This is a genomic window from Martinezella multihospitum (genome assembly GCF_900094585.1).
In the GTDB taxonomy this organism is placed as follows: Bacteria; Pseudomonadota; Alphaproteobacteria; order Rhizobiales; family Rhizobiaceae; genus Rhizobium; species Rhizobium multihospitium.
In genome coordinates this window covers 865,287-888,855 of sequence record NZ_FMAG01000001.1, presented here as the reverse complement: position 1 = coordinate 888,855, position 23,569 = coordinate 865,287, and the positions used below count along the sequence as shown (strand labels likewise).

The 23,569-nt window shown below is 60.0% G+C and carries 23 protein-coding genes; 11 read left to right on the top strand and 12 right to left on the bottom strand.

Translation table 11 applies throughout. The features are described 5' to 3' along the window. Nucleotides 1-50 precede the first annotated feature (50 nt). Nucleotides 51-944: an aldose 1-epimerase gene (locus GA0061103_RS04005; protein WP_092707290.1), complete on the bottom strand. Its 894-nt coding sequence runs from the start codon at nucleotides 942-944 to the stop codon at nucleotides 51-53. Nucleotides 945-1,320: 376 nt separating this feature from the next. Between GA0061103_RS04005 and GA0061103_RS04000 the strand changes: the two genes are divergently transcribed. The 4 genes from GA0061103_RS04000 to GA0061103_RS03985 all read left to right on the top strand — a co-directional run bounded on the left by GA0061103_RS04000 (nucleotide 1,321) and on the right by GA0061103_RS03985 (nucleotide 5,747). Further along, entirely contained in the window at nucleotides 1,321-2,304 is a 984-nt protein-coding gene (locus GA0061103_RS04000) for an arabinose ABC transporter substrate-binding protein (RefSeq protein WP_092707288.1), read from the top strand. A gap of 68 nt (nucleotides 2,305-2,372) precedes the next feature. Further along, nucleotides 2,373-3,878, top strand: coding sequence for an L-arabinose ABC transporter ATP-binding protein AraG (gene araG, locus GA0061103_RS03995; RefSeq protein WP_092707287.1), 1,506 nt, complete (start codon nucleotides 2,373-2,375; stop codon nucleotides 3,876-3,878). A gap of 16 nt (nucleotides 3,879-3,894) precedes the next feature. After that, the gene (gene araH, locus GA0061103_RS03990; RefSeq protein ID WP_092707285.1) at nucleotides 3,895-4,851 is read left to right on the top strand and encodes an L-arabinose ABC transporter permease AraH; all 957 of its coding nucleotides are present in this window, start codon (nucleotides 3,895-3,897) and stop codon (nucleotides 4,849-4,851) included. Nucleotides 4,852-4,970: 119 nt separating this feature from the next. Further along, complete coding sequence (locus GA0061103_RS03985; RefSeq protein WP_092707283.1) at nucleotides 4,971-5,747, top strand: FadR/GntR family transcriptional regulator; 777 nt, start codon at nucleotides 4,971-4,973, stop codon at nucleotides 5,745-5,747. A 38-nt stretch (nucleotides 5,748-5,785) separates the two neighbouring features. On the opposite strand, the gene GA0061103_RS03980 is transcribed toward GA0061103_RS03985, so the two are convergent. Next, entirely contained in the window at nucleotides 5,786-6,559 is a 774-nt protein-coding gene (locus GA0061103_RS03980) for an SDR family oxidoreductase (RefSeq protein WP_092707281.1), read from the bottom strand. Between the two features lie 133 nt (nucleotides 6,560-6,692). On the opposite strand from GA0061103_RS03980, the gene GA0061103_RS03975 reads away from it, so the two are divergent. Beyond that, nucleotides 6,693-7,637: a LysR family transcriptional regulator gene (locus GA0061103_RS03975; RefSeq protein WP_092707279.1), complete on the top strand. Its 945-nt coding sequence runs from the start codon at nucleotides 6,693-6,695 to the stop codon at nucleotides 7,635-7,637. A gap of 28 nt (nucleotides 7,638-7,665) precedes the next feature. Further along, the gene (locus tag GA0061103_RS03970) at nucleotides 7,666-8,049 is read left to right on the top strand and encodes a YybH family protein (RefSeq protein WP_092707277.1); all 384 of its coding nucleotides are present in this window, start codon (nucleotides 7,666-7,668) and stop codon (nucleotides 8,047-8,049) included. Nucleotides 8,050-8,088: 39 nt separating this feature from the next. Here the strand turns inward: GA0061103_RS03970 and GA0061103_RS03965 are convergent, their stop codons facing one another. The 3 genes from GA0061103_RS03965 to GA0061103_RS03955 all read right to left on the bottom strand — a co-directional run bounded on the left by GA0061103_RS03965 (nucleotide 8,089) and on the right by GA0061103_RS03955 (nucleotide 11,296). Further along, the gene (locus tag GA0061103_RS03965; protein WP_092707275.1) at nucleotides 8,089-9,372 is read right to left on the bottom strand and encodes a cystathionine gamma-synthase family protein; all 1,284 of its coding nucleotides are present in this window, start codon (nucleotides 9,370-9,372) and stop codon (nucleotides 8,089-8,091) included. Nucleotides 9,373-9,495: 123 nt separating this feature from the next. Next, complete coding sequence (gene ppk2 / locus GA0061103_RS03960) at nucleotides 9,496-10,410, bottom strand: polyphosphate kinase 2 (protein ID WP_092707273.1); 915 nt, start codon at nucleotides 10,408-10,410, stop codon at nucleotides 9,496-9,498. Nucleotides 10,411-10,507: 97 nt separating this feature from the next. Then, nucleotides 10,508-11,296 (bottom strand): 3-hydroxybutyrate dehydrogenase, encoded by a 789-nt coding sequence (locus GA0061103_RS03955; RefSeq protein ID WP_047635496.1) that lies wholly within the window; start codon nucleotides 11,294-11,296, stop codon nucleotides 10,508-10,510. A gap of 206 nt (nucleotides 11,297-11,502) precedes the next feature. Between GA0061103_RS03955 and GA0061103_RS03950 the strand changes: the two genes are divergently transcribed. Both GA0061103_RS03950 and GA0061103_RS03945 read left to right on the top strand, forming a co-directional pair. Continuing rightward, nucleotides 11,503-12,249, top strand: coding sequence for an acetoacetate decarboxylase (locus tag GA0061103_RS03950; RefSeq protein WP_075852790.1), 747 nt, complete (start codon nucleotides 11,503-11,505; stop codon nucleotides 12,247-12,249). Between the two features lie 36 nt (nucleotides 12,250-12,285). Then, a complete protein-coding gene (locus GA0061103_RS03945; protein ID WP_092707271.1) occupies nucleotides 12,286-13,443 on the top strand; it encodes a patatin-like phospholipase family protein in 1,158 nt (385 codons plus the stop codon). A 95-nt stretch (nucleotides 13,444-13,538) separates the two neighbouring features. Here GA0061103_RS03945 and GA0061103_RS03940 read toward each other — a convergent pair whose 3' ends face one another. After that, nucleotides 13,539-14,156, bottom strand: a complete 618-nt coding sequence (locus GA0061103_RS03940) for a CGNR zinc finger domain-containing protein (RefSeq protein ID WP_092707269.1) — start codon at nucleotides 14,154-14,156, stop codon at nucleotides 13,539-13,541. 164 nt (nucleotides 14,157-14,320) lie between these two features. Here GA0061103_RS03940 and GA0061103_RS03935 point away from each other — a divergent pair, with 164 nt between their 5' ends. From GA0061103_RS03935 to GA0061103_RS03925, 3 genes are all read left to right on the top strand, one after another. Then, a complete protein-coding gene (locus GA0061103_RS03935; protein WP_092707267.1) occupies nucleotides 14,321-15,007 on the top strand; it encodes an alpha/beta fold hydrolase in 687 nt (228 codons plus the stop codon). A 56-nt stretch (nucleotides 15,008-15,063) separates the two neighbouring features. Beyond that, nucleotides 15,064-15,906 (top strand): alpha/beta fold hydrolase, encoded by an 843-nt coding sequence (locus GA0061103_RS03930; protein WP_092707265.1) that lies wholly within the window; start codon nucleotides 15,064-15,066, stop codon nucleotides 15,904-15,906. Between the two features lie 74 nt (nucleotides 15,907-15,980). Then, entirely contained in the window at nucleotides 15,981-16,751 is a 771-nt protein-coding gene (locus tag GA0061103_RS03925; protein WP_092707263.1) for an SDR family oxidoreductase, read from the top strand. An 18-nt stretch (nucleotides 16,752-16,769) separates the two neighbouring features. Here GA0061103_RS03925 and GA0061103_RS03920 read toward each other — a convergent pair whose 3' ends face one another. The 6 genes from GA0061103_RS03920 to GA0061103_RS03895 form a co-directional block, all read right to left on the bottom strand. Beyond that, nucleotides 16,770-17,564 carry a hypothetical protein gene (locus GA0061103_RS03920; protein ID WP_092707262.1) on the bottom strand — a complete coding sequence of 265 codons (795 nt, stop codon included), beginning with the start codon at nucleotides 17,562-17,564 and terminating at the stop codon, nucleotides 16,770-16,772. Nucleotides 17,565-17,798: 234 nt separating this feature from the next. Then, nucleotides 17,799-19,496 carry a GMC family oxidoreductase gene (locus GA0061103_RS03915; protein WP_092707260.1) on the bottom strand — a complete coding sequence of 566 codons (1,698 nt, stop codon included), beginning with the start codon at nucleotides 19,494-19,496 and terminating at the stop codon, nucleotides 17,799-17,801. A gap of 3 nt (nucleotides 19,497-19,499) precedes the next feature. After that, the gene (locus GA0061103_RS03910; protein ID WP_167376519.1) at nucleotides 19,500-20,228 is read right to left on the bottom strand and encodes an SDR family oxidoreductase; all 729 of its coding nucleotides are present in this window, start codon (nucleotides 20,226-20,228) and stop codon (nucleotides 19,500-19,502) included. 150 nt (nucleotides 20,229-20,378) lie between these two features. Continuing rightward, on the bottom strand, nucleotides 20,379-21,101 hold the full coding sequence (locus GA0061103_RS03905) for a ParA family protein (protein ID WP_092707256.1): 723 nt from the start codon (nucleotides 21,099-21,101) through the stop codon (nucleotides 20,379-20,381). A gap of 301 nt (nucleotides 21,102-21,402) precedes the next feature. Then, entirely contained in the window at nucleotides 21,403-22,284 is an 882-nt protein-coding gene (locus tag GA0061103_RS03900; RefSeq protein ID WP_092707254.1) for a hypothetical protein, read from the bottom strand. Between the two features lie 198 nt (nucleotides 22,285-22,482). Next, on the bottom strand, nucleotides 22,483-23,565 hold the full coding sequence (locus tag GA0061103_RS03895) for a protein-glutamate methylesterase/protein-glutamine glutaminase (RefSeq protein WP_092707252.1): 1,083 nt from the start codon (nucleotides 23,563-23,565) through the stop codon (nucleotides 22,483-22,485). Nucleotides 23,566-23,569 lie beyond the last annotated feature (4 nt).

Here is a 23,569-nt window from a genome sequence, read left to right as displayed (position 1 = left end):
AGTGTTCCTCTTTGTGCTGGGGCGGAAATCTCGCGGTGGCCGGTCGCGGGCTACCGCGAATATTCCTGTAGCTGCAAGCGGATCGATCCTGCAAATGTCTCTCCCGGCTGCAGGATTTTCAAATCTCCGAGGTCGGGAAGATTGTGACCGTTGGCAATGTGGGACATCGGCTCGAAGCAGAAATAGTCATGGCGAAAGGCCGAGTTGAAGCTCGTGTCGGGAATGAAGATGAATGCGTGCCTGACCGATGTGTCGGCAGTCAGGCGCAGGCCTGCACGTCTCTCCGGCCAGACGATCTCTGCCTCGCCGCTCCATCCCTCGAAGCCGTTGTTGACCCAGCGGCGGGGCAGGGGTGAGGGCACGGAGAAGTCGAGATCGGCCGGAACCTCGGTACGTTCTCCCGGAAGCCAGCCTTCCGTTTCCGTCCAAAATCGCCGCGCCGGCGCAAAAAGCGTCGTCTCGGGGGTCATCGGGAAGTATGGATGCCAGCCAAGCCCGAAGGGCAGCGCCTCCTTGCCGGTGTTCTCAACGCTCATGTGAAGCATCAGCCCTTCGGATGACAGAGCGATGATCTGCCTCGCTTCATAACTGTAGGGCGTATCGCCCACCCGATGATGAAAGCCGATCTGCAATTCGTTGCTGCTGCGGGAGAGGATGGCCCATTCGGCCTGCCAACCGTCGCCATGGACGTAGTGAGGATCTGAAGCCGTGTTCGGCCTGAGCTGGTAGTCGCGCCCCTCGAACGCGAAACGATTGTTTCGTACGCGGTTGCCGAAGGGAACGAGGGGATAGCAGGCAGAGGCGGATGCGTGCGCATCGTCCGGAGCGGGTCTCAATAGCGCAATCCTGCGGCCGTCTACCGTCCAGGCATAATCAAGCAACGTGCCGCCGAAGGTTGAAACGCGAGCAGAAAGCGAACCGTCCCGCAAATCGATAATGGTCATTAAGTGGTTACCTTCCCCTTACAACCAAGGCCGGTGCCGAACGGATGACACCCTATATTTGCCTCGTTTCATGTCAATATATATATGATTTATTTTTGGATTATCTCTGAAGTTTCTGCGTTAAATATCGCGATTTCTTCATATTTCCTATTTCGGGCACGCTTCTGGTTATCATTCGATGCTGCAATGGCATAAATAATCATACATAAATATTGACTGGTATGATGTTTTTTCATATTCAAGGTCTCGGGTCCTTTGGGCTGCAAACGCAGTTTAATTGTTATACAAATAGTTGACTCGTATTACAATATAACTTACGGAAATCGAGCAGTTCCCGGGAGATGGATGGGGACGCGCAAACAAAGGGAGAGAGATCATGCGCTTTTTCAAAGCGGCAATCCTTGCAGGTGCCTTTGCCGTTCTTGCGGCCGGCTCTGCTTTCGCGGAAGACGTCAAGATCGGCTTCATCGTGAAGCAGCCCGAAGAACCCTGGTTCCAGGACGAATGGAAATTCGCCGACCAGGCCGCCAAGGAGAAGGGCTTCACGCTCGTCAAGATCGGTGCCGAGGACGGCGAGAAGGTTCAGTCGGCGATCGACAATCTCGGCGCGCAGGGTGCGCAGGGCTTCATCATCTGCACGCCGGACGTGAAGCTTGGCCCCGGCATCGTCGCCAAGGCCGCGGCCAATCAGCTGAAGCTGATGACCGTCGACGACCGCCTGGTCAATGCCGAGGGCAAGCCGCTCGAAGACGTGCCGCATATGGGCATTTCCGCCACCAAGATCGGCGAGACTGTGGGCCAGGCGATTGTCGACGAAATCAAGAAGCGCGGCTGGGACATGAAGAATGTCGGCGCGATCCGCGTTTCCTACGATCAGCTGCCGACGGCCGTCGACCGCGTCGAAGGTGCGATCTCGGTTCTGAAGGCGGCAGGCTTCCCGGCCGCGAACATCTATGACGCGCCGCAGGCAAAGACCGATACGGAAGCCGCGCTCAACGCCGCGACCACGGTTCTCAACAAGCATGCCGACATCAAATATTGGGTCGCCTTCGGCCTCAATGACGAAGCCGTGCTCGGTGCCGTCCGCGCCTCGGAATCGGTCGGCATTCCCGCAACGAATATGATCGGCGTCGGCATCGGCGGTGCGGATTCGGCCATCAACGAGTTCAAGAAGCCCGCCGCGACCGGCTTCTTCGGCACGGTCATCATCTCGCCGAAGCGCCATGGCTACGAGACGGCGCTCAACATGTATGACTGGATCGCCAACAGCAAGGAGCCACCGAAGCTGACGTTGACCTCCGGCTCCCTCGCGCTGCGCGGCGACTACGAGAAGGTTCGCAAGGATCTCGGCATCGAATGATCATCCCTCAGGGATGATGTCCGTCCGGTGGCTTTGTTGCCGCCGGACTTTCTCTCGATGGAGCAAGCATGGCTTTCCTTGAATTCAAGGGCATTTCCAAGGGCTACCCGGGTGTCCAGGCATTGTCGGACGTCTCATTCGATGTCGAGAGAGGCGCAGTCCATGGGCTGATGGGGGAGAACGGCGCCGGCAAATCGACGCTGATCCGGGTGCTCTCGGGCGATCAGGCGGCAGATAGCGGCAGCATTGTCATCGATGGCGTTGAGCAGCACTACAGCTCCGTGCGCGATGCCTTTCATGCCGGCGTCATCGTCATTCACCAGGAACTGCAGCTGGTGCCGGAACTGACCGTTGCCGAAAACCTCTGGCTCGGCCGTTTTCCCGGCAAAGTCGGCGTAATCGATGGCAAGACGCTGATCGAGACCGTTCGCACCAAGCTCAGGGAAATCGGCATCGATGTCGATCCTGCGGCCAAGGTTTCCTCGCTGTCGATCGGCGCGCGCCAGATGGTGGAAATCGCCAAGGCCGTCATGGTCGATGCGCGGGTGATTGCACTCGACGAGCCGACCTCCTCGCTTTCCTCCCGCGAGAGCGAAATCCTGTTTTCCCTCATCGACCGGTTGAGGTCCAACGGCACCGTCATCCTCTATGTCTCCCATCGCCTGGATGAGATCTTCCGGCTCTGCGATAGCCTCACCGTGCTGCGCGACGGCAAGCTTGCGGCCCATCATCCGAAGATTGCGGATACGACGCGCGAGCAGATCATCTCGCAGATGGTCGGCCGTGAAATCAGCAATATCTGGGGTTGGCGCGAACGCCCGCTTGGTGAGGTACGTCTGGACGTCAAGGCGCTCTCCGGTTCGAAGCTGCGCAATCCCGTCAGCTTCTCGGTTCGCAGAGGCGAAATCCTTGGCTTTTTCGGCCTGATCGGCGCCGGCCGAAGCGAGATGGCCCGGCTTCTCTACGGCGCCGATCATCGCCATCAGGGCAGTGTTGCAATAGATGGCGTCGCCGTCGCGCCCAACAACCCAAAGGCCGCCATCAGTGCCGGCATGGTTCTTTGCCCTGAGGATCGAAAGTTCGACGGCATCATTCAGGGGCGATCGATCGAGGAGAATATCGCCATCTCCTCGCGGCGGCATTTCTCGCCTTTCGGCATCCTCAATCCGAAGAAGGAAGCTTCGGTCGCCGAGCAGTTCATCGCCAAGCTCAGAGTCCGCACACCCTCGCGCAGGCAGGATATCGTCAATCTCTCGGGCGGCAATCAGCAGAAGGTCATCCTCGGCCGCTGGCTTTCCGAGCAGGGCGTCAAAGTTCTCGTCATCGACGAGCCGACGCGGGGCATCGATGTCGGCGCCAAGTCGGAAATCTATGAAATTCTCTATGAGCTGGCGGCTGGCGGCATGGCGATCGTCGTCATCTCCAGCGAGCTTCCGGAGGTCATGGGTATTTCAGATCGCATCATGGTCATGTGCCAGGGGCGCGTCGCCGCCGATGTCGGCCGTGCCGATTTCGACGAGCGGTCAATTCTGACCGCAGCGCTGCCCGACAAGAACGCCGCCGGCACACTCTAATTCAGGAATGGTAACGATGAATTCGTTGAAAAAAATCCTCCTCGGCGAACAGGGCCTCGTGGTGATCTTCGCGATCGCCTTCGTGATCGTGTCGCTCTTCGTGCCGAGCTTCCTGACGGAGCGCAACATGCTCGGTCTGCTGCAATCGGTGGTGACCATCGGCATCGTTGCCTGCACGATGATGTTCTGCCTGGCCTCGCGCGACTTCGATCTCTCGGTCGGCTCGACTGTTGCCTTCTCGGGCATGATCGCCGTCATGGTGTCGAACTCCACCGGTTCCATTCCGCTCGGGCTCGTGGCCGCGCTGATCTGCGGCAGCGTCGTCGGTGTCGTCAATGGCGTTGTTATCGCCAAGTTCCGCATCAACGCGCTGATCACGACGCTTGCCACCATGCAGATCGTGCGCGGCCTCGCCCTGATCGCGTCTGATGGCCGCGCCGTCGGCATCAACGATCCGGCCTTCTACCAGCTGGCGTTGTCACGCTTCCTGACGGTGCCGACGCCGATCTGGATCATGGTTGCGCTCTTTATCATCTTCGGCTTCACGCTGAACCGCACTGTTTTCGGCAAGAACACGCTTGCGATCGGCGGCAATCCAGAGGCGTCGCGCCTCGCCGGCGTCAATGTCGTCAACATGCGGATCTGGATCTTCGCCTTGCAGGGCCTCGTCTGCGCCATTGCCGGCATCCTGCTTGCCTCGCGCATCACCTCGGGCCAGCCGAATGCGGCAACCGGGCTCGAACTCTCCGTCATTTCGGCCTGCGTGCTTGGCGGCGTCTCTCTTGCTGGTGGCCGTGCGGCGATGACCGGCGTGATCGTCGGCGTCCTCATCATGGGCATCGCCGAGAATGTGATGAACCTGCTCAATATCCAGGCCTTCTATCAATATCTTGTCCGTGGCTGCATTCTGCTGATCGCCGTTCTGCTTGACAATCTGCGCTCGTCGGCGGCAGGGCGTGGCAGTCGCGTGTAACGGTCAGATTTCCTTGGAGAAGTTTGGGGAGAAGTTTATCGGGCTTGCAGTTGCACATTGATGCCGGGGCGGAGTGCCGCTCATGATCGCTGCCGGGCCAGCGGAAGGGAGTGCTAGGGATGAGTACGCGTTTGGGGTCTTTACGGACGACGCAGGCCGGGGCCGCGCCTGAACAGGGAAGGCGTACCGTGCGCGAGGAGCTGTTGAAGAAGCTCATCGGCCAGATCGTATCGGGTGCTCTTGCCGAGGGCTCGATCCTTCCCAATGAAGCCGAACTTTCCGAGGTCTATGGCGTCAGCCGCACCAGCCTGCGCGAAGCCATGCAATATTTGTCGGCGCTAGGGATGGTCCGTTCGCGCACCCGCGCCGGCACCACGGTCCTTCCGCGGGAAAACTGGAACTATCTGGACCCGCTGGTTCTCGATGCCACGCTGGCACTCAGCAACGACCGCAGCTTCTACGATTCCCTGCTCGACGCGCGGCAAGTGCTGGAACCCGCCGCCGCCGCACAGGCCGCCGCCAATGCCACCGCAAAGCAGCTCGCACAGATTGCCGAGGCCTTCGAGGATATGGTCGCTGCCAATGCCCGCGACAACGAGGCATGGAGCCAGGCGGATCTGGAGTTTCATACCGCGATCATCAATGCCAGCGGCAACTGGGTTTTCCGGCAGTTCGCCACTGCGATCCGCGCCGCTTTGCTCGCGAGTTTTCGCCTGACCAATCGGGCCAGCCAGTCGCATGATTACGCGATCGCGCGCCATCAGGATGTCCTGGATGCGATCCGCATGCGCCGGCCCGATGCAGCACGTTTTGCCATGGAGCAGCTGATCGGAACCGCCAGAATGGAACTCAGCGACGCGCTGCGCGCCGCTAAGCTGAAGGACGGGTCGGAATAGGCTGCTTTTTCGACAGGCTGGAAGCAGCTCCGACCCGCTTACTTTGTCGTATAGCCGCCATTGACGAGAATAGTCTGTCCGCTCATCCACCAGCCGTCAGAGACCAGGAAGCGGATATAGGGCACGATATCCTCGATATCGGTAAGGCCGGTCTTCGAAAACTTCGAGAGAGCAGCAGCACCCTTATGATAGGTCTGCGCATCGGTGCTTTCCGCCGGATAGAAGAAGGGCGTATCCATCGGGCCAGGGCCGATCGCGGTTACCGAGATGCCGCGATCGCCGAATTCCTTGGCCGCAGCGCGGGTAAAGTGCTCCACCGGCGCCTTGGTCCCGGCATAGCTTGAATAGAACGGTGTGAAGGCGCCGAGCAACGACGTGACAAGCGTGCAGATTTTGCCGTTGTCGTTGAGCGATTTGCCGGCCTCCTTTAAGAAGAAGAAGGCCGATTTCGAGTTGACGGCACTCATCTCGTCGTACTCTGCCTCGGAGATATCGACGATCGGCTTCTTCAGCACCTTGCCGACCGTGTTGATCGCAATATCGGGACGGCCGAAGGCGGCGACTGCCTCGGCGAAGAGTTTCTCCACCGCGCCTGCTGTCGTGAGATTGGCCTGGAATGCGGCAGCTTCGGCACCGGCTGCCTTGATGGCGGCAACCGTCGCATCGGCATCGGCCTTGGTGGCGGCGCTGTTGTAGTGGATGGCAATCGCCTTTGCGCCGTGCGCTGCGAAGTCGCGGGCGATCAGGCCACCGAGATTCTTGGCGCCGCCGGCGATGATGACGGTTTTTCCCTTGATCGAATGATCGGTCATGAAAGAGCCTCCTTGGGAAGTGGGACGGCACCGTGCCGCCCTTCCTGAGGTAAATCTATCGTCTGGAATTTGCCGATAAAGCAGTCTATTTTGACATCATCTGTCAGAATTCACGGACAATGGCGGTATAGCTTTGGATCGCATCGACCTTTTCAGGATTTTTACCCGCGTCGTGGAATGCAGCAGCTTCACCCGCGCAGCGGATACGCTGGGCTTGCCGCGTTCCTCGGTCTCTGCTGCCGTCATCGAGCTGGAAGGCCGCGTCGGCGCGCGACTGCTCCACCGCAGTACGCGCAAGGTGTCGCCAACGCAGGATGGCGCGGCCTTCTACGACCGCTGCTTGAGGGTGATTGCCGATGTCGAGGAGACGGAGAGCCTGTTTCGCCAGAGTGACGCCAAACCATCCGGTAAATTGCGGACGGATGTGCCGGGCCGCATCGGCCGCCTGATCATAGCGCCGGCGCTGCCGTCGTTTCTCGATCAGTTCCCCGATATCGAAGTGGATCTCGGCGTTACCGACCGTGCCGTCAATCTCGTGGAGGACAGCGTCGATTGCGTGTTGCGCGTCGGTCCGCTTGTTGATTCAGGACTGATTGCCCGGCCGATCGGAAAATTGCCGCTCATCAATGTCGCCAGCCCCGATTATCTGTCGAAGCACGGCATGCCACAGACGCCCGAAGATCTCGACCGCCATTGGGCCGTGAATTATGCCTCGCCCTCGACAGGGCGAACCGAACCCTGGGAATGGCTGGAAGACGGGGTATTGCGCAGCCTGCCGATGCGAAGCCGCGTGACCGTCAACAGCGCCGAGGCCTATATCGCCTGCTGCGTTGCGGGCCTGGGGCTGATCCAGAATCCGGCCTACGACCTACGCCAACATCTAGAGGCGGGCGAGCTTGTCGAGGTCATGCCAAATCATCGAGCGGAACCGCTGCAGATGACGTTGCTCTATCCGCATCGCAGGCATCTCTCCCGCCGCGTTCATGTTTTCGCCGACTGGCTGCAGGCGCTCCTGGAGGAGACGGTGGTCCCTCAATACAGGCCGCATCTGACCGGTCAGATCGCAGCCACCGGGTAGCGGCGGCGCCTATAGAGGAGAATTCGGAATGACTGACGACGAAAAGGCAATCCGGAAAGTCGTGGAAACCTGGACTGCCGCGAGCAAGGCGGGCGATACGGCCACGGTGCTTAGGCTGATGACGGACGATGTCATCTTCATGGTTCCCGGCCAGCAGCCCTTCGGCAAGGAGGCATTTGCCGCGGCTTCCAAAGGCATGGAAGGCATGAAGATGGAGGGTACGAGCGAGATCATCGAGCTGCAGGTGCTCGGCGACTGGGCCTATATCCGCAATCATATCGACATGACAGTGACACCGCCGGGTGGCGACGCCGTTCATCGATCGGGCTATACGCTCACGCTTCTGCGCAAGGAGGCTGACGGTGAGTGGCGCCTCGCACGCGATGCCAACCTCCTGGCCGTGCAGCCCTGATCTATCTCGCTCCTAGCCTTTTTGCCCGCGTGGGCTTTATCAGGCGGCGTCGAGGGCGGCGGCGAGATCGGCGATCAGATCGTCAGGATGCTCGATGCCGATCGACAGGCGGATCGTCGATTCCAGCACGCCGATGCGATGGCGCACGTCGACGGGTACGCCGGAATGCGTCGTGGTTGCGGGATGGGAAGCGAGCGATTCCGTGCCGCCGAGGCTGACGGCAAGTTTGAAGATCTGCAGTGCGTTCAGGAATTTGAACGATGCCGGCTGGCCGCCCTTGATATCGAAGGAGAAGGTGGAACCCGCACCGCTGCACTGGGCGGCGAAGGTGCGGCCCGTTGCCGAGGACGGATCGGTATAGGGCAGATAGTGGATCTGCTCGACCTTCGGATGATCCCGCAGGAAATCGGCGACCGCCCGGGCATTGCTGTTTGCCCGTTCCATGCGGATCTGCAGCGTTTCCAGCGATCGTCCGAGCATCCAGCAGGAATGCGGATCGAGCTGGGTACCGATCGCTCCGCGCAGTGCCTTCACCTGTTTGATGACGGCTTTTGAGCCGAGGGCGGCACCCGCGATCAGATCGGAATGGCCGCCGACATATTTGGTCAGCGAATAGAGGGAGATATCGGCCCCGTGCTCGATCGGCCGCTGGAAGACAGGCCCCAGCAGCGTGTTGTCGCAGGCGATGATCGGCGTGTGTCCCTGCTTCCTGCCGATGGCATCGGCCACACGGCGGATCATGGCGATATCGACGAGGCTGTTGGTGGGGTTGGCCGGCGTTTCCACAAGAATGACCGAGACGCGGCCTTTGGCCATGGCCTCCTTGGCAGCTGCCGTCACCGAGCTTTCGTTGACGCCATCGGCGAAACCGACTGCGGCCACTCCGAGATTGAGGAATGTCTTGGCGACCAGCGTTTCGGTGCCGCCATAGAGTGGCTGCGAATGCAGGATCGCGTCGCCCGGTCGTGCAAAGGTGAGAAGGGTTGTCGCGATGGCCGACATGCCGGAGGAAAACAGCGCGCCGCTTTCTGCCTTTTCATAGACGGCGAGACGATCCTCGACGATTTCGCTATTCGGGTGGTTGAAGCGCGAATAGACGAGCCCGACGCCAGTGCCTGCTGGCGGTTCGGTGCGGCCGGAGATGTAATTGAAGAAATCGCGACCGTCTTCGGCCGATTTGAAGACGAAGGTGGAAGTCAGGAAGACAGGCGGCTTGACTGCGCCCTCGGAGAGCTCGGGGTCGTAGCCGTAATTCAGCATCTGGGTTTCGGGATGGAGGGGGTGGTTGCCGATATGCGTTTTGGACGGATGCGGCGCAGTCATGACGGTCTCCTCAGCCGACGACACGAATTTTAGATTCGCATCATATCATCAGTTGCGGTGCCGCTTGCTATAGTCTTTGATGGATGGCGGGCTCGCTGAAGCGAGCCCGTCCAGTTGATGTCGTCAGTAGATTTCCGGCACGTACATTTCCGGCGGCACCGGCGTGCGATGGTAATCGGCGTTGCGCATGCGCTCCGGCAGGATGATTTCCGGCTTCGGAACCGCCTCGTAAGGGATCTGCGTCAGCAGATGCGCGATGCAGTTGAGGCGTGCCCTCTTCTTGTCGACGGCATGGACGACCCACCACGGCGCTTCCGGAATATGGGTGCGCTCAAGCATCTCTTCCTTGGCCTTGGTGTATTCTTCCCAATGCACGCGGCTCTGCAGATCCATCGGCGAAAGCTTCCACTGCTTCAGCGGGTCCTGAATGCGCATGTTGAAACGGAATTCCTGTTCCTCGTCGGTGATCGAGAACCAGTATTTGAGGAGAATGATGCCGGAGCGAACCAGCATCCGCTCGAAATCCGGCACCGAGCGGAAGAACTCTTCCAGCTCTTCCGACGAGCAGAAACCCATGACGCGCTCGACACCAGCGCGGTTATACCAGCTGCGGTCGAACAGCACCATTTCGCCTGCCGTCGGCAGATGGGCGGCATAGCGCTGAAAATACCACTGGTGCTTCTCGCGCTCGGTCGGTGCCGGCAGCGCGACGACGCGGCAGATGCGCGGATTGAGACGCTGGGTGACGCGCTTGATGGCGCCGCCCTTGCCGGCGGAATCGCGGCCTTCGAACAGCACGACGACCTTGAGCTTCTTGTACTGCACCCAGTCCTGCAGGCGCACCAGCTCATGCTGCAGGCGGAAGAGTTCGCGGAAATAGACCCTGCGGTCAAGCGTCGCCTCGCCTTCGCTGATCAGGCCTTCGGCAACCAGCTCGTCGAGACGATCCTCTTCGAGCTGCATCTCCAGCTCTTCGTCGAAGCTGTCGACGATCTCATCCTTGATGCGGCTGAGAGGGTCCTGGTTTTCTTCGGTCATTGCGGGCCTCCTGCTCTCTTTTCATGTTGATGCTGCAGCCCTTGGGGCCGCAGAGAGCCGGCACGCTGCTCAGGCATGTGCCGGCTGTGTTTCGGCATTACTCGGCGGTCCAGCCGCCGTCGACGGAAAGCGTCGTGCCGGTAATCTGCTTGGCGGCGTCGCCGCAGAGGAAGACGGCAATCGCGGCCACTTCATCGACGGTCACGAATTCCTTCGTCGGCTGCGCGGCCAAAAGCACGTCATGCTTGACCTGCTCTTCCGTCATGTTGCGTGCCTTCATGGTCTCGGGGATCTGCTTCTCGACGAGCGGCGTCCAGACATAGCCGGGGGCGATGGAGTTGACCGTCACACCGTTCTGAGCAGCTTCGAGAGCGATCGTCTTGGTGAGGCCGGTAATGCCGTGCTTGGCCGAAACATAGGCCGACTTGAAGGGCGAGGCGACCAGTGCGTGTGCCGAAGACGTATTGATGATGCGCCCCCATTTGCGCGCCTTCATGCCGGGGATGGCAGCCTTGATGGCGTAGAAGGCGGCCAGCAGGTTGATGCGGATGATCGCTTCCCACTTGTCGTCGGGGAACTCCTCGATCGGGGCGACGAACTGGATGCCGGCATTGTTGACGAGAATATCGAGACTGCCGAAGGCTTCTTCGGCCTCGTGTACCATGGCGGTGACTTCTTCGCCATTCATCATGTTGGCGCCGGAATAGCGGCACTTCACGCCGAAATCGGCCTCGATGGCCGCGCGTTCCTTTTCGATCGCATCGGCGTCGCCGAGGCCATTGATCGTGACGTTCGCGCCTTCGGCGGCAAAGGCGCGCGCAATCGCAAGCCCGATACCGCTCGTCGAACCGGTGACCAGCGCATTCTTCGAAGTCAACGAACCCATGATGCAACTCCTGCAATGTCTATGACATGGTTGAGCAAATGGAAAATGCCAAGATGAGCGCACACTGCCAGCCTCGTATGTCGCTTTGATAACAGTGCAATTTTGCCCGGTGCCGCAAGCCTTCGACACCTGACACTTCTCTGTCATGCAACCGTGCAAGTTTTCGCGCCGGTGCCCGGCGATTTCCTCCAACGACGGAAAATACAATGAAGGTCGAAGACATTCTCAAGCATGCCTATGCGATGCCGCTGACCAACCCCTCCTATCCTCCGGGACCCTATCGGTTCTTCGATCGCGAATATATCATCATCACCTACCGCACCTCGCGTGAGGCTCTTGAGGCCGTCGTGCCCGCGCCGCTCGAAATCGACGAGCCGCTGGTGAAATACGAATTCATCCGCATGCCCGATTCCACCGGCTTTGGCGATTATACGGAGACCGGGCAAGTCATCCCCGTCACGTATCGCGGACAGAAAGGTGGTTATGTCCACTCCATGTATCTCGACGACGATGCGCCGATTACCGGCGGCCGCGAGATCTGGGGCTTTCCGAAGAAGCTTGCCAGTCCGAAGATCGTCAATGAGGGCGAGGTCATCGTCGGCACGCTGCATTACGGCAGCGTCCTTTGCGCAACTGGGACGATGGGCTACAAGCACAAGCCGGTCGACCAGGGACCGCTTCTGTCCGCTCTCTCGGAGCCGAATTTCCTGATCAAGATCGTGCCGCATGTCGACGCCACCCCGCGTATCTGCGAGCTGGTGCGCTACTATTTGACCGATATCACCATCAAGGAAGCCTGGACTTCGCCGGCTGCCCTCGATCTTCGGCCGCATGTCATGGCCGACGTCGCGCGGCTCCCCGTGCTGGAAGTGGTTTCCGCGGTTCATTTTACCGCCGATCTGACGCTCGGCCTCGGCGAAGTCGTTCACGACTATCTCGCAGAGCGCAGATAACCAAACCTCATTGCCATTTCATGCTGGAGACGGATCGTGCTTGAACGAAACACCAAGGCCGCAGCCCCGACTATCCCGGAAATTGCCACGCAATATGATCGCGTCGCCCTGGTATTCCAGGGTGGCGGCGCGCTCGGCGCCTATCAGGCCGGCGTCTACCAGGCGCTTGCCGAAGCGGGATGCGAGCCGACCTGGCTTTCGGGCGTCTCGATCGGTGCGGTCAATGCCGCGATCATCGCCGGCAACGAGCCAAGCCGGCGTCTGCAGCGTCTGGAGCAGTTCTGGCAGATCATTTCCGGCCGCAAGATCTGGGCCTATACGCCGGAAGGCGATTTCTTTCGCGATATCCGCAACCGCACCAGCTCGTGGATGACGATGACCATGGGCCAGCCCGGCTTCTTCAAGCCGCGCTTCCCCAACCCCTGGTTCGAACTACCGGGCGCAGAGGGTGCCACCAGCTTCTACGACTCGGCAGAGCTCAAGAAGACGCTGGAAATGCTGATCGATTTCGACGTGCTGAACGACGGCAAGAAGCGTTTCAGCGTTGGTGCCGTCAATGTGCGTACCGGCAACTTCGTCTATTTCGACACCGACAATATCCGCATTGGCCCCGAGCACATCATGGCGAGCGGCGCCCTGCCGCCGGCCTTGCCGTCCATCCGCATCGAGGGCGAATATTACTGGGACGGCGGCATCGTTTCCAACACGCCGCTGCAATATCTGCTCGATCAGGAAGAGGATCGCAGCTCGCTCGTCTTCCAGGTTGATCTCTTCAGCGCCCGCGGCGTCCTGCCGCGCAGCATGCCGGATGTCCTTTCGCGCCACAAGGACATCATGTATTCGAGCCGCACGCGGCAGAACACCGACAATTTCAAGCGCATTCACGGGCTGAAAATGAAGCTCCTGAGTGCGCTGAAGCGTGTTCCGAGGGATCAGCTGACGCCGGAAGAGGAAGAGCTGATTGCCGATTATTCCGATGCCGGCGTCGTCAACATCGTGCATCTGATCTATCAGCACAAGAACTACGAAGGTCACGCCAAGGACTATGAATTCTCCGGCACCTCGATGCGCGAGCATTGGGACATGGGCCTCGAGGATACCAAGCGCACGCTGCGCCACACCGACTGGTTGCTGCCACCCTTCAGCGACGATGCCGTCGCCATTCACGATCTTCACAGAGAGGATCCGGCCTGAGCCGATAGGTGCCTTTCGGCCCGACTTTAACGACGATCGGGCCGGAGCGTGCTGCGCTTAGCTCCGGCTAAACCTTCACTTTTGTGTGACGGGCGTCAGCTCTGCTTGAGCCGGTGCCGATGCGCCGCCTGCTTGGCACGATTGCCGCACATCGCCATGCTGCACCAGCGTCTGCGGTGGCCGCGCGTGTGGTCGACGAAAAGCAAGGTGCATGTGTGGCCTTCGCAGGCTTTCACGTCGGAGAAATCCTCGGTGCAAACAAAACGGCCCAGCGCTTCGCCGATCGGCAATAGCAGCGATTCCGGCGACCGCCATTTCCGCATCGGCTGAAAACCGAGCCCTTCTTCGCCGGATTGCCTTGCGACGATCCGACCAAAACCTTCGTCGCGTTCCAGCAGGCGATTCAGTGGCTCCAGATCGTTCAAGGCATCCGATGTCAGCGGTTTTCCTTTGCGAGAATTTACGAAGGCCCTGAACCATTCGCGCAGGCTTCTTGCCTGATCGGCAACCTTGTCGAGTTCGCCGGGCAGCGCCCGTTCGCGCATGGCAGCGAGCGTCTCACGAGGCACCAGGCCGGCCTGTTCCAGCCAGCGCAGCAAGCCCTCCCCATCATCAATCCAGTCGATCGGCACATCCACAGGCGTTGCGACCGAATTGAGGAAATCCAGTCCCAGCGTGTCGCCGACGAAGATGGCGGGCGAGTGGTTGTCCATGGACTACTCCCTTTGCGGCCGTCGACAACGATGTTGGATGGCCATTCGAAAACATGGTCGACATATAACCTATCAGAGGCCTCTTGACAAGTTACGCATATCGAGCGTAACCCTATTGTTGTCATTTGAACGGTTACGAATTTCGAGCCACAGGGAGAAAGCTGATGTCGTCGCAAAATGCAGATATTGTTCTTGTCCATGGCGCCTGGGCGGATGGGTCGGGTTGGGCAAAAGTGATCGCGCCGTTGGCGGCCGCCGGCTTTCCGGTAACTGCCGCTCCATTGCCGTTGACTTCCTTTGCCGAGGATGTCGCCGCGCTCGAACGCACGCTGGAGCGGACGGAAGGACCGGTGATCCTGGTCGGTCATGCCTATGCCGGCGCGGTTATCGCCGCTGTTCGCAGCGAAAAAGTAAGGGCGCTGATCTATGTCGCCGCGCTTGCGCCGGATGAGGGAGAGACGGTCGCCGATGTTTTCTATCGCGGCGAACCTCACTCGCAGGCGCCGAAACTGGCGCCCGACAGCCACGAGCTGATCTACCTTCCGCATGGCGCATTCGCGACCGCCTTTGCACAGAACGCCAAGGCCGACGAACTGGCGATATTGGCTGCATCGCAACGGCCGATCTCGCCAGCATGCATCACCGTCCCCGTCGCCCGTCCGCTCTGGAAGGATCGTCCTACCTGGTTCCTGATCGCCGAGGAGGACCGGATGATCCGCGTCGACAATCAGCGCTTCATGGCGGCGCGTATGAAGGCGAAGCAGCGCTCCATCTCGGCTGATCATATGCCGATGGTCACGGCACCGGCCGCCATTGTCGACATTATCCGAGATGCGGCCGCCACTATCTGAATTCTCGATTTATAACTCTACAAGTGCAATCAGAAAGGTTATGAAAGGACCTTATCATGACTGATATCAGCTATCGCACCGTCAATGTCGAAGGCGTCAAGGTCTTCTACCGCGAGGCGGGCTCGCCAGGGGCAGACAAGCTGCTGCTCCTGCACGGCTTCCCGACTTCCAGCCATATGTTCCGCGATCTCATCCCGCTGCTGGCCGATCGTTATCACATCATCGCACCGGATCTTCCGGGCTTCGGGCAATCCGATGCGCCGAAGGGCAGCAACACGTTCGACAGCATCGCCGAGACGATCGATCGCTTCACGGAGGTCATCGGTTTCGACCGCTATGCCATCTATGTTTTCGACTATGGTGCGCCGACCGGTTTCCGGCTGGCGGTAAAGCATCCGGAGCGGATCACGGCGATCATCTCCCAGAACGGCAACGCCTATGAAGAGGGTTTGAGCGAAGGTTGGAATCCGATCCAAGCCTATTGGCGCGAAGCCTCTGAGGAAAATCGTAATGCACTGAAGGCATTCCTGCAGCCGGACGCGACGGCGTGGCAATACACGCACGGTGTCCCCGACGCCTCGAAGGTCTCCCCGGACGGCTACTCGCTCGATAGTCTCTATCTGGCCCGCCCCGGTGCAGAAAAGGTGCAGCTCGATCTCTTCGGCGACTATAAGAGCAACGTCGCGCTCTATCCGACCTTCCAGAACTATTTCCGCACCCATAAGCCGCGTCTCTTGGCGGTCTGGGGCAAGCACGATCCCTTCTTCCTGCCGCCCGGCGCCGAGGCTTATCGCCGAGACACTCCCGGGGCGGTCGTCAAGTTCCTTGATACTGGTCATTTTGCCCTTGAGACGCATGCCGCCGAGATCGCGGCCGAAATCCGCGCCTTCCTTGGCTGACATCAAGCCCTATCGCGCCGACACGGATCGGTGCGATAGGGCGTCAGCTTGCTTTCAAAATCAGGAGGAACGTCATGTCCGACACTGTCGCCATCATTACCGGTGCAAGCCAGGGAATTGGGCGGGCAACCGCCATCCGTCTTGCACGAGATTTCGGTGCCTTGGCTCTTGTTGCCCGCAGCAAGGACAAGCTGGAGGATACGGCCAGGGCCGCCGAGGCGGCCGGCAGCAGAGTGCTTGTCATCGACGCCGATCTTGCCGAACCGGCGGCCGCCCAAAGCGTTGTTGATGCAACGCTGTCTGCCTTCGGCCGGATCGATGCGCTTCTGAACATTGCCGGTGCCGTCCCTCAGATCGACCTTTTCGACATGACGGATCAGCAATGGGACGACGGCTTGGCCTTAAAGCTGCACGGCGCGCGCCGGTTGACCATCGCCGCCTGGTCGGCGCTGAAGAAGACGCGCGGTTCGGTCGTGCTGATGTCGGGCAATTCGGCTGTATTTCCCAAGGCACCTTATGCGGCAGTCGGCACGATCAATGCTGCAATCATCGCCCTGGCAAAGGCCTTCTCCGACCGCGGCATTTCCGATGGCGTTCAGGTCAACAGCGTCCTGCCCGGCCCGGTCATGACCGGGAGGCGGCGGTCCTATCTCGAACATTGGGCGCCGCTGCACGATATGACCGTGGAAGAGGCGACAGCCAAGTTCTCGCAGGAAGCCGGGATCGCCCGCTATGGCGAACCGGAGGAGATCGCCGAACTGATGGCTTTCCTGGTCTCGCCGGGAGCGCACTGGATGACCGGCTCGGCCCTGCGCATGGATGGCGGCGAGGTGAAGTCGGTTTGATTCATACCGGGATTGACGTCAACGCGCCTTGTAGCTGACGGAGATCTTCGCGCTCGCCAGGGCCGTTTGCGCGAGTTGGGCGGCGTCGAGACCGAGGGTGCCGATCGGCAGTGGCTTGTCAAAGGCAAGGTCGAGTGTGAAGAAGCCCGTTGGATGAGGCAAATCCTGCACGAAACGCAGCAGTGCCTTTTTCGATTCCGCATCGATCCGGCTGTCAGGTAGTGCCTGCAGTGCTGCGACCGTCGTGTCACGCAACTGGTTGATGCCTTGGGCGGGATCGTCCGAACCGGTCATCTGCTGCAGAAATGCAGCCAGCGACGGCACCGCCATACCCTCGAACAATCCCATATTATCGAGCCGGAAGCGCAGATGGCTGAGGCCGACTGATCCATTTTGCATCAGAGCCGGTATGCCTGCATTTTGGGGCAGGCTCAGCTCGGCCGAGAGCGAGGCTTTACCGAGGCGCAGATTGGTGAGCTCCAGCTCCTGAATATCCAGGTAGCCATCCTTGGGATCGAAACGGAAGGCACCGGACATCTCGATCGGCCATTGTTGGACCGTCGTAATGTAATTCGCCATGGCGTTGTCGAGCATCGGCGTAAAACGCACGCCTTCGACCGAGAACCGCCCCCAGGTCGGCAGATGGTCGGGCTTGCTTGCGATGGACTTGAGGAAGTCGGCTAATCCGTCTCCCTTGAATTCGGCGCGTTCGAAAGTCCATCCCACTCTGCTGCCGGATTTGAAAAGGCCATTCGTAACTGCGCAGCCATCATGCAGGTCGGAAATGGCAAAGCCGTCGGCATGCTGGATCATTGCACTCCCCTCAATGAGATCGGTGCATGGCGTTCCGGCCGCGGCGGCGGTGAGGGGAACGAAGGAGACGAGCAACGAAAGCAAGAGGGAAGAGCGCATCTTTCAGAACTACCTGTTTGAGTCGATCGGCAAATAGCCGCCGCGCCATGTTTGCGGCTATGCCGCGTATGTCAAGGCGTGAGATTTCCGGAATTGGCGCGCCGGCAATGCGGGTCGGTGAAGCGACTGCGCCTCCTAGGTGGGGATGCGACTGGCATAACTCGCACGGATCAGGTCGGCGGCTTTCTCGGCAAGGCAATAAGTGGCCGCGACCGTATTGCCTGAAACGATGCTCGGCATGATTGAGGCGTCGACGACGCGCAGGCCCTCCACGCCATGTACCCGCATGGTGGCGGGGTCGACGACCGATCGTTCTCCGTGTCCCATGGCGCAGGTGCCGACGGGATGAAACAGCGTGCCGACACGCTCGCGAATGAAGGCGTCGAGTGCGCCGTCGCTTTCGATCTCCGGTCCTGGGTCGATTTCGGCATCGAGATGCGGCGCAAACGGAGCTTGCGCCGCAATCCGACGTGCCAGCCGAACACCCTTGCGCAACACGTTCATCGTGCTGTCGCCGCGGAAGAAATTATAGAGGATCGAGGGTTTCTCGTCGGGATCGGCACTCTTCAGGGCGACACGCCCGATGCTCCCGGGCCGCAGCTGGCAGACATGCATGAGGAAGCCGTGGCCGGTGAAGCCCGATGCCGCCTGCGTATTGGCTCGGCCTGTGCAGAAGAAGAGCTGGATATCGGGCCTGTCGCTTTCGGGATCGGTCGAGATGAACCCGCCTCCTTCGCCTGTGGTCGAGGAGAACAGGCCGCGCTTGTTGAAAACCCAGTTGAGGACATGGCCGACATTGCGCGGCAGGGCACGCCAGGAGACGCCATAGGGCGCAATGGATTTCGCCCGATATTCGATGGTGACGTCGAGATGATCCTGCAGGTTCTCACCGACCCCGGGCAGATCCGCGACGACCGGAATGCCAAGGCGCATAAGATCTTTTGCGTTGCCGATGCCCGACAGCATCAGCAGATGCGGCGACACGAAGGTGCCGGCCGAGAGGATGATTTCGCGGCCGTCGAGCGTTCCGCTCTCTCCATTTCGCCGGAAGGCAATGCCGGTAGCCTTTCGGCCATCGAACACGATACGTGTAACCTCGGCCTCGCTCATTACGGTCAAGTTCGGCCGATGTCGCACCGGGTCGAGATAGGCGCCCTCGGCGGTAACGCGTTCGCCATTCCTCTGCGTGAAAGTATAGAGGCCGACGCCATTCTGTCGCGCGCCGTTGAAATCGGCGTTTAGGGGGTGGCCGGCCTGTTGCGCCGCTTCCAGAAACACCTCCGCCATCGGATTGACGCTGCGCAGCGGCGCGATGTTCAATGGCCCGTTCGCGCCGTGATAGGCCGGGTCGATCTGCTTCTCGAGCGGCTTGTTGCCGAAGTGAATGTGCTTGGCGGAAGCCGGTTCGGCCAGGATCTCGAAGCGCTCCAGCTTACGGAAATGGGGCAGCAGGTCGTCATAGCCCCAGCCCGGATTGCCGAGGTCGCGCCAATGGTCGAAATCCTCGCGCTGGCCGCGGATGAAGATCTGGCCGTTGACGTTCGTGGAGCCTCCCGTGCCCTTGCCGCGCGGCAGGGCGATCGAGCGGCCCTGCAGGCCGGGTTCGGGTTCGGTTTCGAACCAGGACATGAATTTCGGCCCGCCGAGAAAAGCGAGCGTCGGCGCCATGAAGGTGACCATCGCGAGCGGAATGCGCACAATGGCCTTGCGTGCATTGCGGTCCATGCCCGCCTCGACCAGGCAGACGCTCGTGGCCGGATCTTCGCTTAGGCGGTTGGCAAGCACGCAACCCGCGGCACCGCCACCGACGATGATATAGTCGAATTCGGGCAAGGCTCAGATATCCTGGATCTGCGGCAGGATCACCAGATCGCGGATGGTGACGTTGGCCGGCCGCGTCAGCATGAAGAGCACCGCATCGGCCACATCTTCCGACCTCAAACCCTCCCGCGCCGCAACCTTGGCATCGATAGCGGCAGGATCGGTATAGCCCCAGAGTTCGTTGAGCACGACGCCGGGTGCGACGGAGCCGACGCGGATATTGTGCTTCATCGTCTGTCGCCGCAGCCCATGTACGAAAGCCTGGATCGCGTGCTTGGATGCCGAATAGATCGGTTCCCAATGGATGGCCTGATGCCCAGCCACTGAGGAGGTGACGACGATCTGTCCGCCGCCCTTGGCAATCATGCCTGGCAGCACCGCGCGGGCCAGCCGGAAGACCGAATTGACGTTGATGGCAATGAGCTCGTCCCAGGCGTCGGGATCGCCTTCGGCGACGTCGCCGGGAATATAGAGGCCGGCATTAGGCAGAAGAATGTCGATCCGGCCGAAGCGCTCGATCGTTGCGTCGACGACCTTCTTGATCGCATCCGGTTCGGTGAGATCCGCCGGCAGCACCAGCGCGTCACCATCGGCCTTGGCGGCCACCGCTTGCAGCCGTTCGGCAGAACGGCCGACAAGTGCGAGCTTCGCTCCCTCTTCGCCGAGCGCCAATGCGGTTGCGCGCCCGATACCGGAGCTTGCGCCGGTGACCAGCGCGACCTTGCCTTCAAGCTTCTGTCCCAAGATGTCCTCCCCATTGGCGGAGTCTTGGAAGTTCTCCACCAATGAGGAGCCTAGGTAGGCTCGCTCTACCCGTCAACGAAAAATCTTTTCTCACGTAAATTTTGCAACCAATGCAGCAGTCGTGCAGGCGGCGCCAGCGGACAGGATTTGTCAGGCCGATAGCTTGAGTCCGTCTGTTTTCGTCTGTGCGGTTGCGTGGCCGCTATAGGGCAGGATGCGACGCAGAACTTCCTGGGCAAGCGTCTGGGCGTTCTGCTGCGCCTTGTCGAGATTGCTCACCGTTTCGGGATCGATCGAATAAAGGGTCTGGCCATAGCCGAAGACTTCGCGATAGGCGGCGCGTTCGATGATGGGCGTGGACATCACATGGACGCGGCGGCTGGAGAGTAGCTCCTTCACCGATTGCAGCGCGCGCGTAGTGACCATTGGGTTGACGCGCGTCAAAACCACCGAATGCGGGATGCGGATATCAGCCCGATCCTCCAGATACTGCAGCAGCTCGATGACATTGGTGGCGCCTTCGGCATCCATGGCCGAGCCTTGCACGGGAATGAGCACGTAGTTCGAATAGCCGAGCGCCTGTGCAAGCAGCGGGCTGCGGGCGCCGGGCAGGTCTATGAGCAGGAAATCGACCTCGGCGCGAAGCTTGCGCGCATGCTGGCCGAGATTGGCCGCCGTCACGTAGGGCACGACGGAAAGCGAAGGAGGTGCCCTTTCGCTTAGCCGCTCATGCCATTTGGAGATCCACAATTGCGGGTCCGCATCGAGAATGGCCACTGAAAAGCCCATTCGGGCGAGTTCGCAGGCAACGATGACGACGGCAGTGGTCTTGCCGGCGCCGCCCTTGGTGTTGGCAAAGGTCAGGACGGCCACGGGAACTCCCTGGACTGATGGATTGAGCAACTCAATGGGGCGGGCTAGGAGCTGTCATGGCTTGGGGAAATCGTTACTCATTTATGGTTAACAAACCCTTTTGGATGAGGCCCAATCCGTCAACTCCCTCTACCGGATCAAGCGGCTGTAAGCGCTTCGAGGTGTCGCTTCGGCCGTATTTTTCCAGTTAGGCGATTTGCTATATTCTGTCGTCGATCACTGGGAGCTGCCGCGCCATATAGCTTGGCTATGGAAGAAGGCTCGCAAAAAGCGAGCCCTCCATGTCGGAATGAACGAAGGATCAGTTATTCAAGAAATCCGGCGTAATGCGATCAAGTTGCTGCAGTTGCATGATGCCGCGATTGCGATCGACTGCTGACTCCGGCACCCTTCTCGGCCCGACAGGAGTCGACTTACCGGCATCGTTCTTTGATGGCAGATTTAGAATATTCGGCGATTTAAGAATATAAGGAGAAGTGCCCTGAAGCTCTTTTCCCGGCGGCAGGGTGTGGCTTTCCGGAATGGGGGCGACCACGATGACCCTTGTTGGCTTCGGCGTTTTCGGCAGCTCTGAAAAGGTGAAATCAATCGTCTCTATGGTCGTTCTGGCATGAGATATGCCGCCCGTCGCGATCCATTTCCCGTCGGCAAAGTCAGCGCCCACACCCGCGCCCGTGGTGACGGTCACTCTCACGGAATAGCTGAAACTATTCATTTGGCGCTCGGTGTGATGCGAAACTTGAGACACCCAATCACGCAGTCTGAAGTCTTTTACGTCGACGTGTATATCTTTGTAGGTGTCTTTTCTCGCGCATGCCTTTGAACGTTTCTCGAGCACGAAGACGCTATATTCGACCTTACCGTTTCGATAGGCTTCACGCGAAGCGCTGGCATTTGCAGAGTACAGAAGCTTGTCGACGCCTGCCGGTGCTATCCATTTCAATGGATCGACGTTGGCGTCGTCGTTTGCTGTCACATTTTGAGTAATCGCATAAGTCGATGTCCAATTGGAGAAGTCAAAGCCGCCCTGGCTCTTGTTCTCTTTAAATACGGTCAGGATCTCGCACTCAACGATGTCAGCCAGCTTGTTTATACTTTCGGGTTGAGCGTCGGGCATGCGGGGTAATGTATTGCATCCGGCTAGGCCGGCTAAGGTGGAAAGAATTATTACTTTGGTCTTCATTGGATTCCCCTCTGTTTGTTACAAACAGAGCGTCGTCGCACAAAGATATTCTGTCCAGTAAATAATAAACCTTATCGTGTTTTTCACTGAGTGCAAATAAACGCATGCGTTGCTAAAGAGAGGATATTCTGAAAGAACCCTTCAGCCGATCATCTTAGTTCCGGATAGGAACAGCCGAAGAGATAGCTGGCAACATCATCAATGCCGCTTATCCGCTGCCAGGATTTCGCGAGCGATCTGATCCAGCCCGACGGTTCTGTCGACACCGCCATGGGCGATCGCTTCCTTGGGCATGCCGAAGACGACGGAGGTTTCCTCGTCCTGTGCCACGGTGAAGGCGCCGGCATCGTGCATTTCCTTCATGCCGCGCGCACCGTCGTCACCCATGCCGGTCATGATGACGCCCATGGCGTTTCCCGCTGCCGAGCGTGCTGCGGAGCGGAAGAGCACGTCGACGGAGGGGCGATGCCTGGAGACGAGAGGGCCGTCCTTGATCGCGACGACATAGCGAGCGCCCTGGCGCTCCAAGAGCATGTGCTTGCCGCCGGGGGCGATCAGCACGTGGCCGCGCAACACCGCATCGCCGTGTTCGGCTTCCTTGACTTCCACCTCGCAAAGACTGTTCAGGCGCTTGGCGAAGGCGGCGGTGAATTTCTCCGGCATATGCTGCACGATGACCATGCCCGGCGTGTTGGCCGGCAGTGCCTTGAGCATTTCGCGAAGCGCCTCGGTGCCGCCCGTCGAGGCTCCCACGCAAACGATCATCTCCGTCGTCTTGGCCATCGCCCGACCGCTCGGCGGCGGCAGAACGGCATCGGCCGTCAGCTTGGCCATCGGCTCGGCTGCGGTCACGATCCGGCGGCGAGCGCTGCCGAGCCGCGCTGCGGCGGCGCCCTTGACCGCTTCCCGGATCATGTCAGCGGTTTCCGCCAGATGGTCGGCGGCGGCGATCTTTGGTTTGAGGATGATATCGACGGCGCCTGCCTCCAGCGCCTGCATCAGGGTTTCCGAACCTGCCTCGGTGAGCGACGAGCACATGACGACCGGGATCGGCCGTTGAGCCATCAACTTGCGCAGGAAGGTGATGCCATCCATGCGCGGCATTTCGACATCGAGGGTGATGACATCGGGAATTTCCTCCTGGATCTTCTTTGCCGCCATGAAGGGGTCGGAGGCGGCGCCCATGACCTCGATATCCGGATCGGCCGACAGCACCTGCGTCATAACCTGCCGGACGCTGGCGGAATCGTCGACGATGAGCACACGGATCTTCCTGGCCATGGGC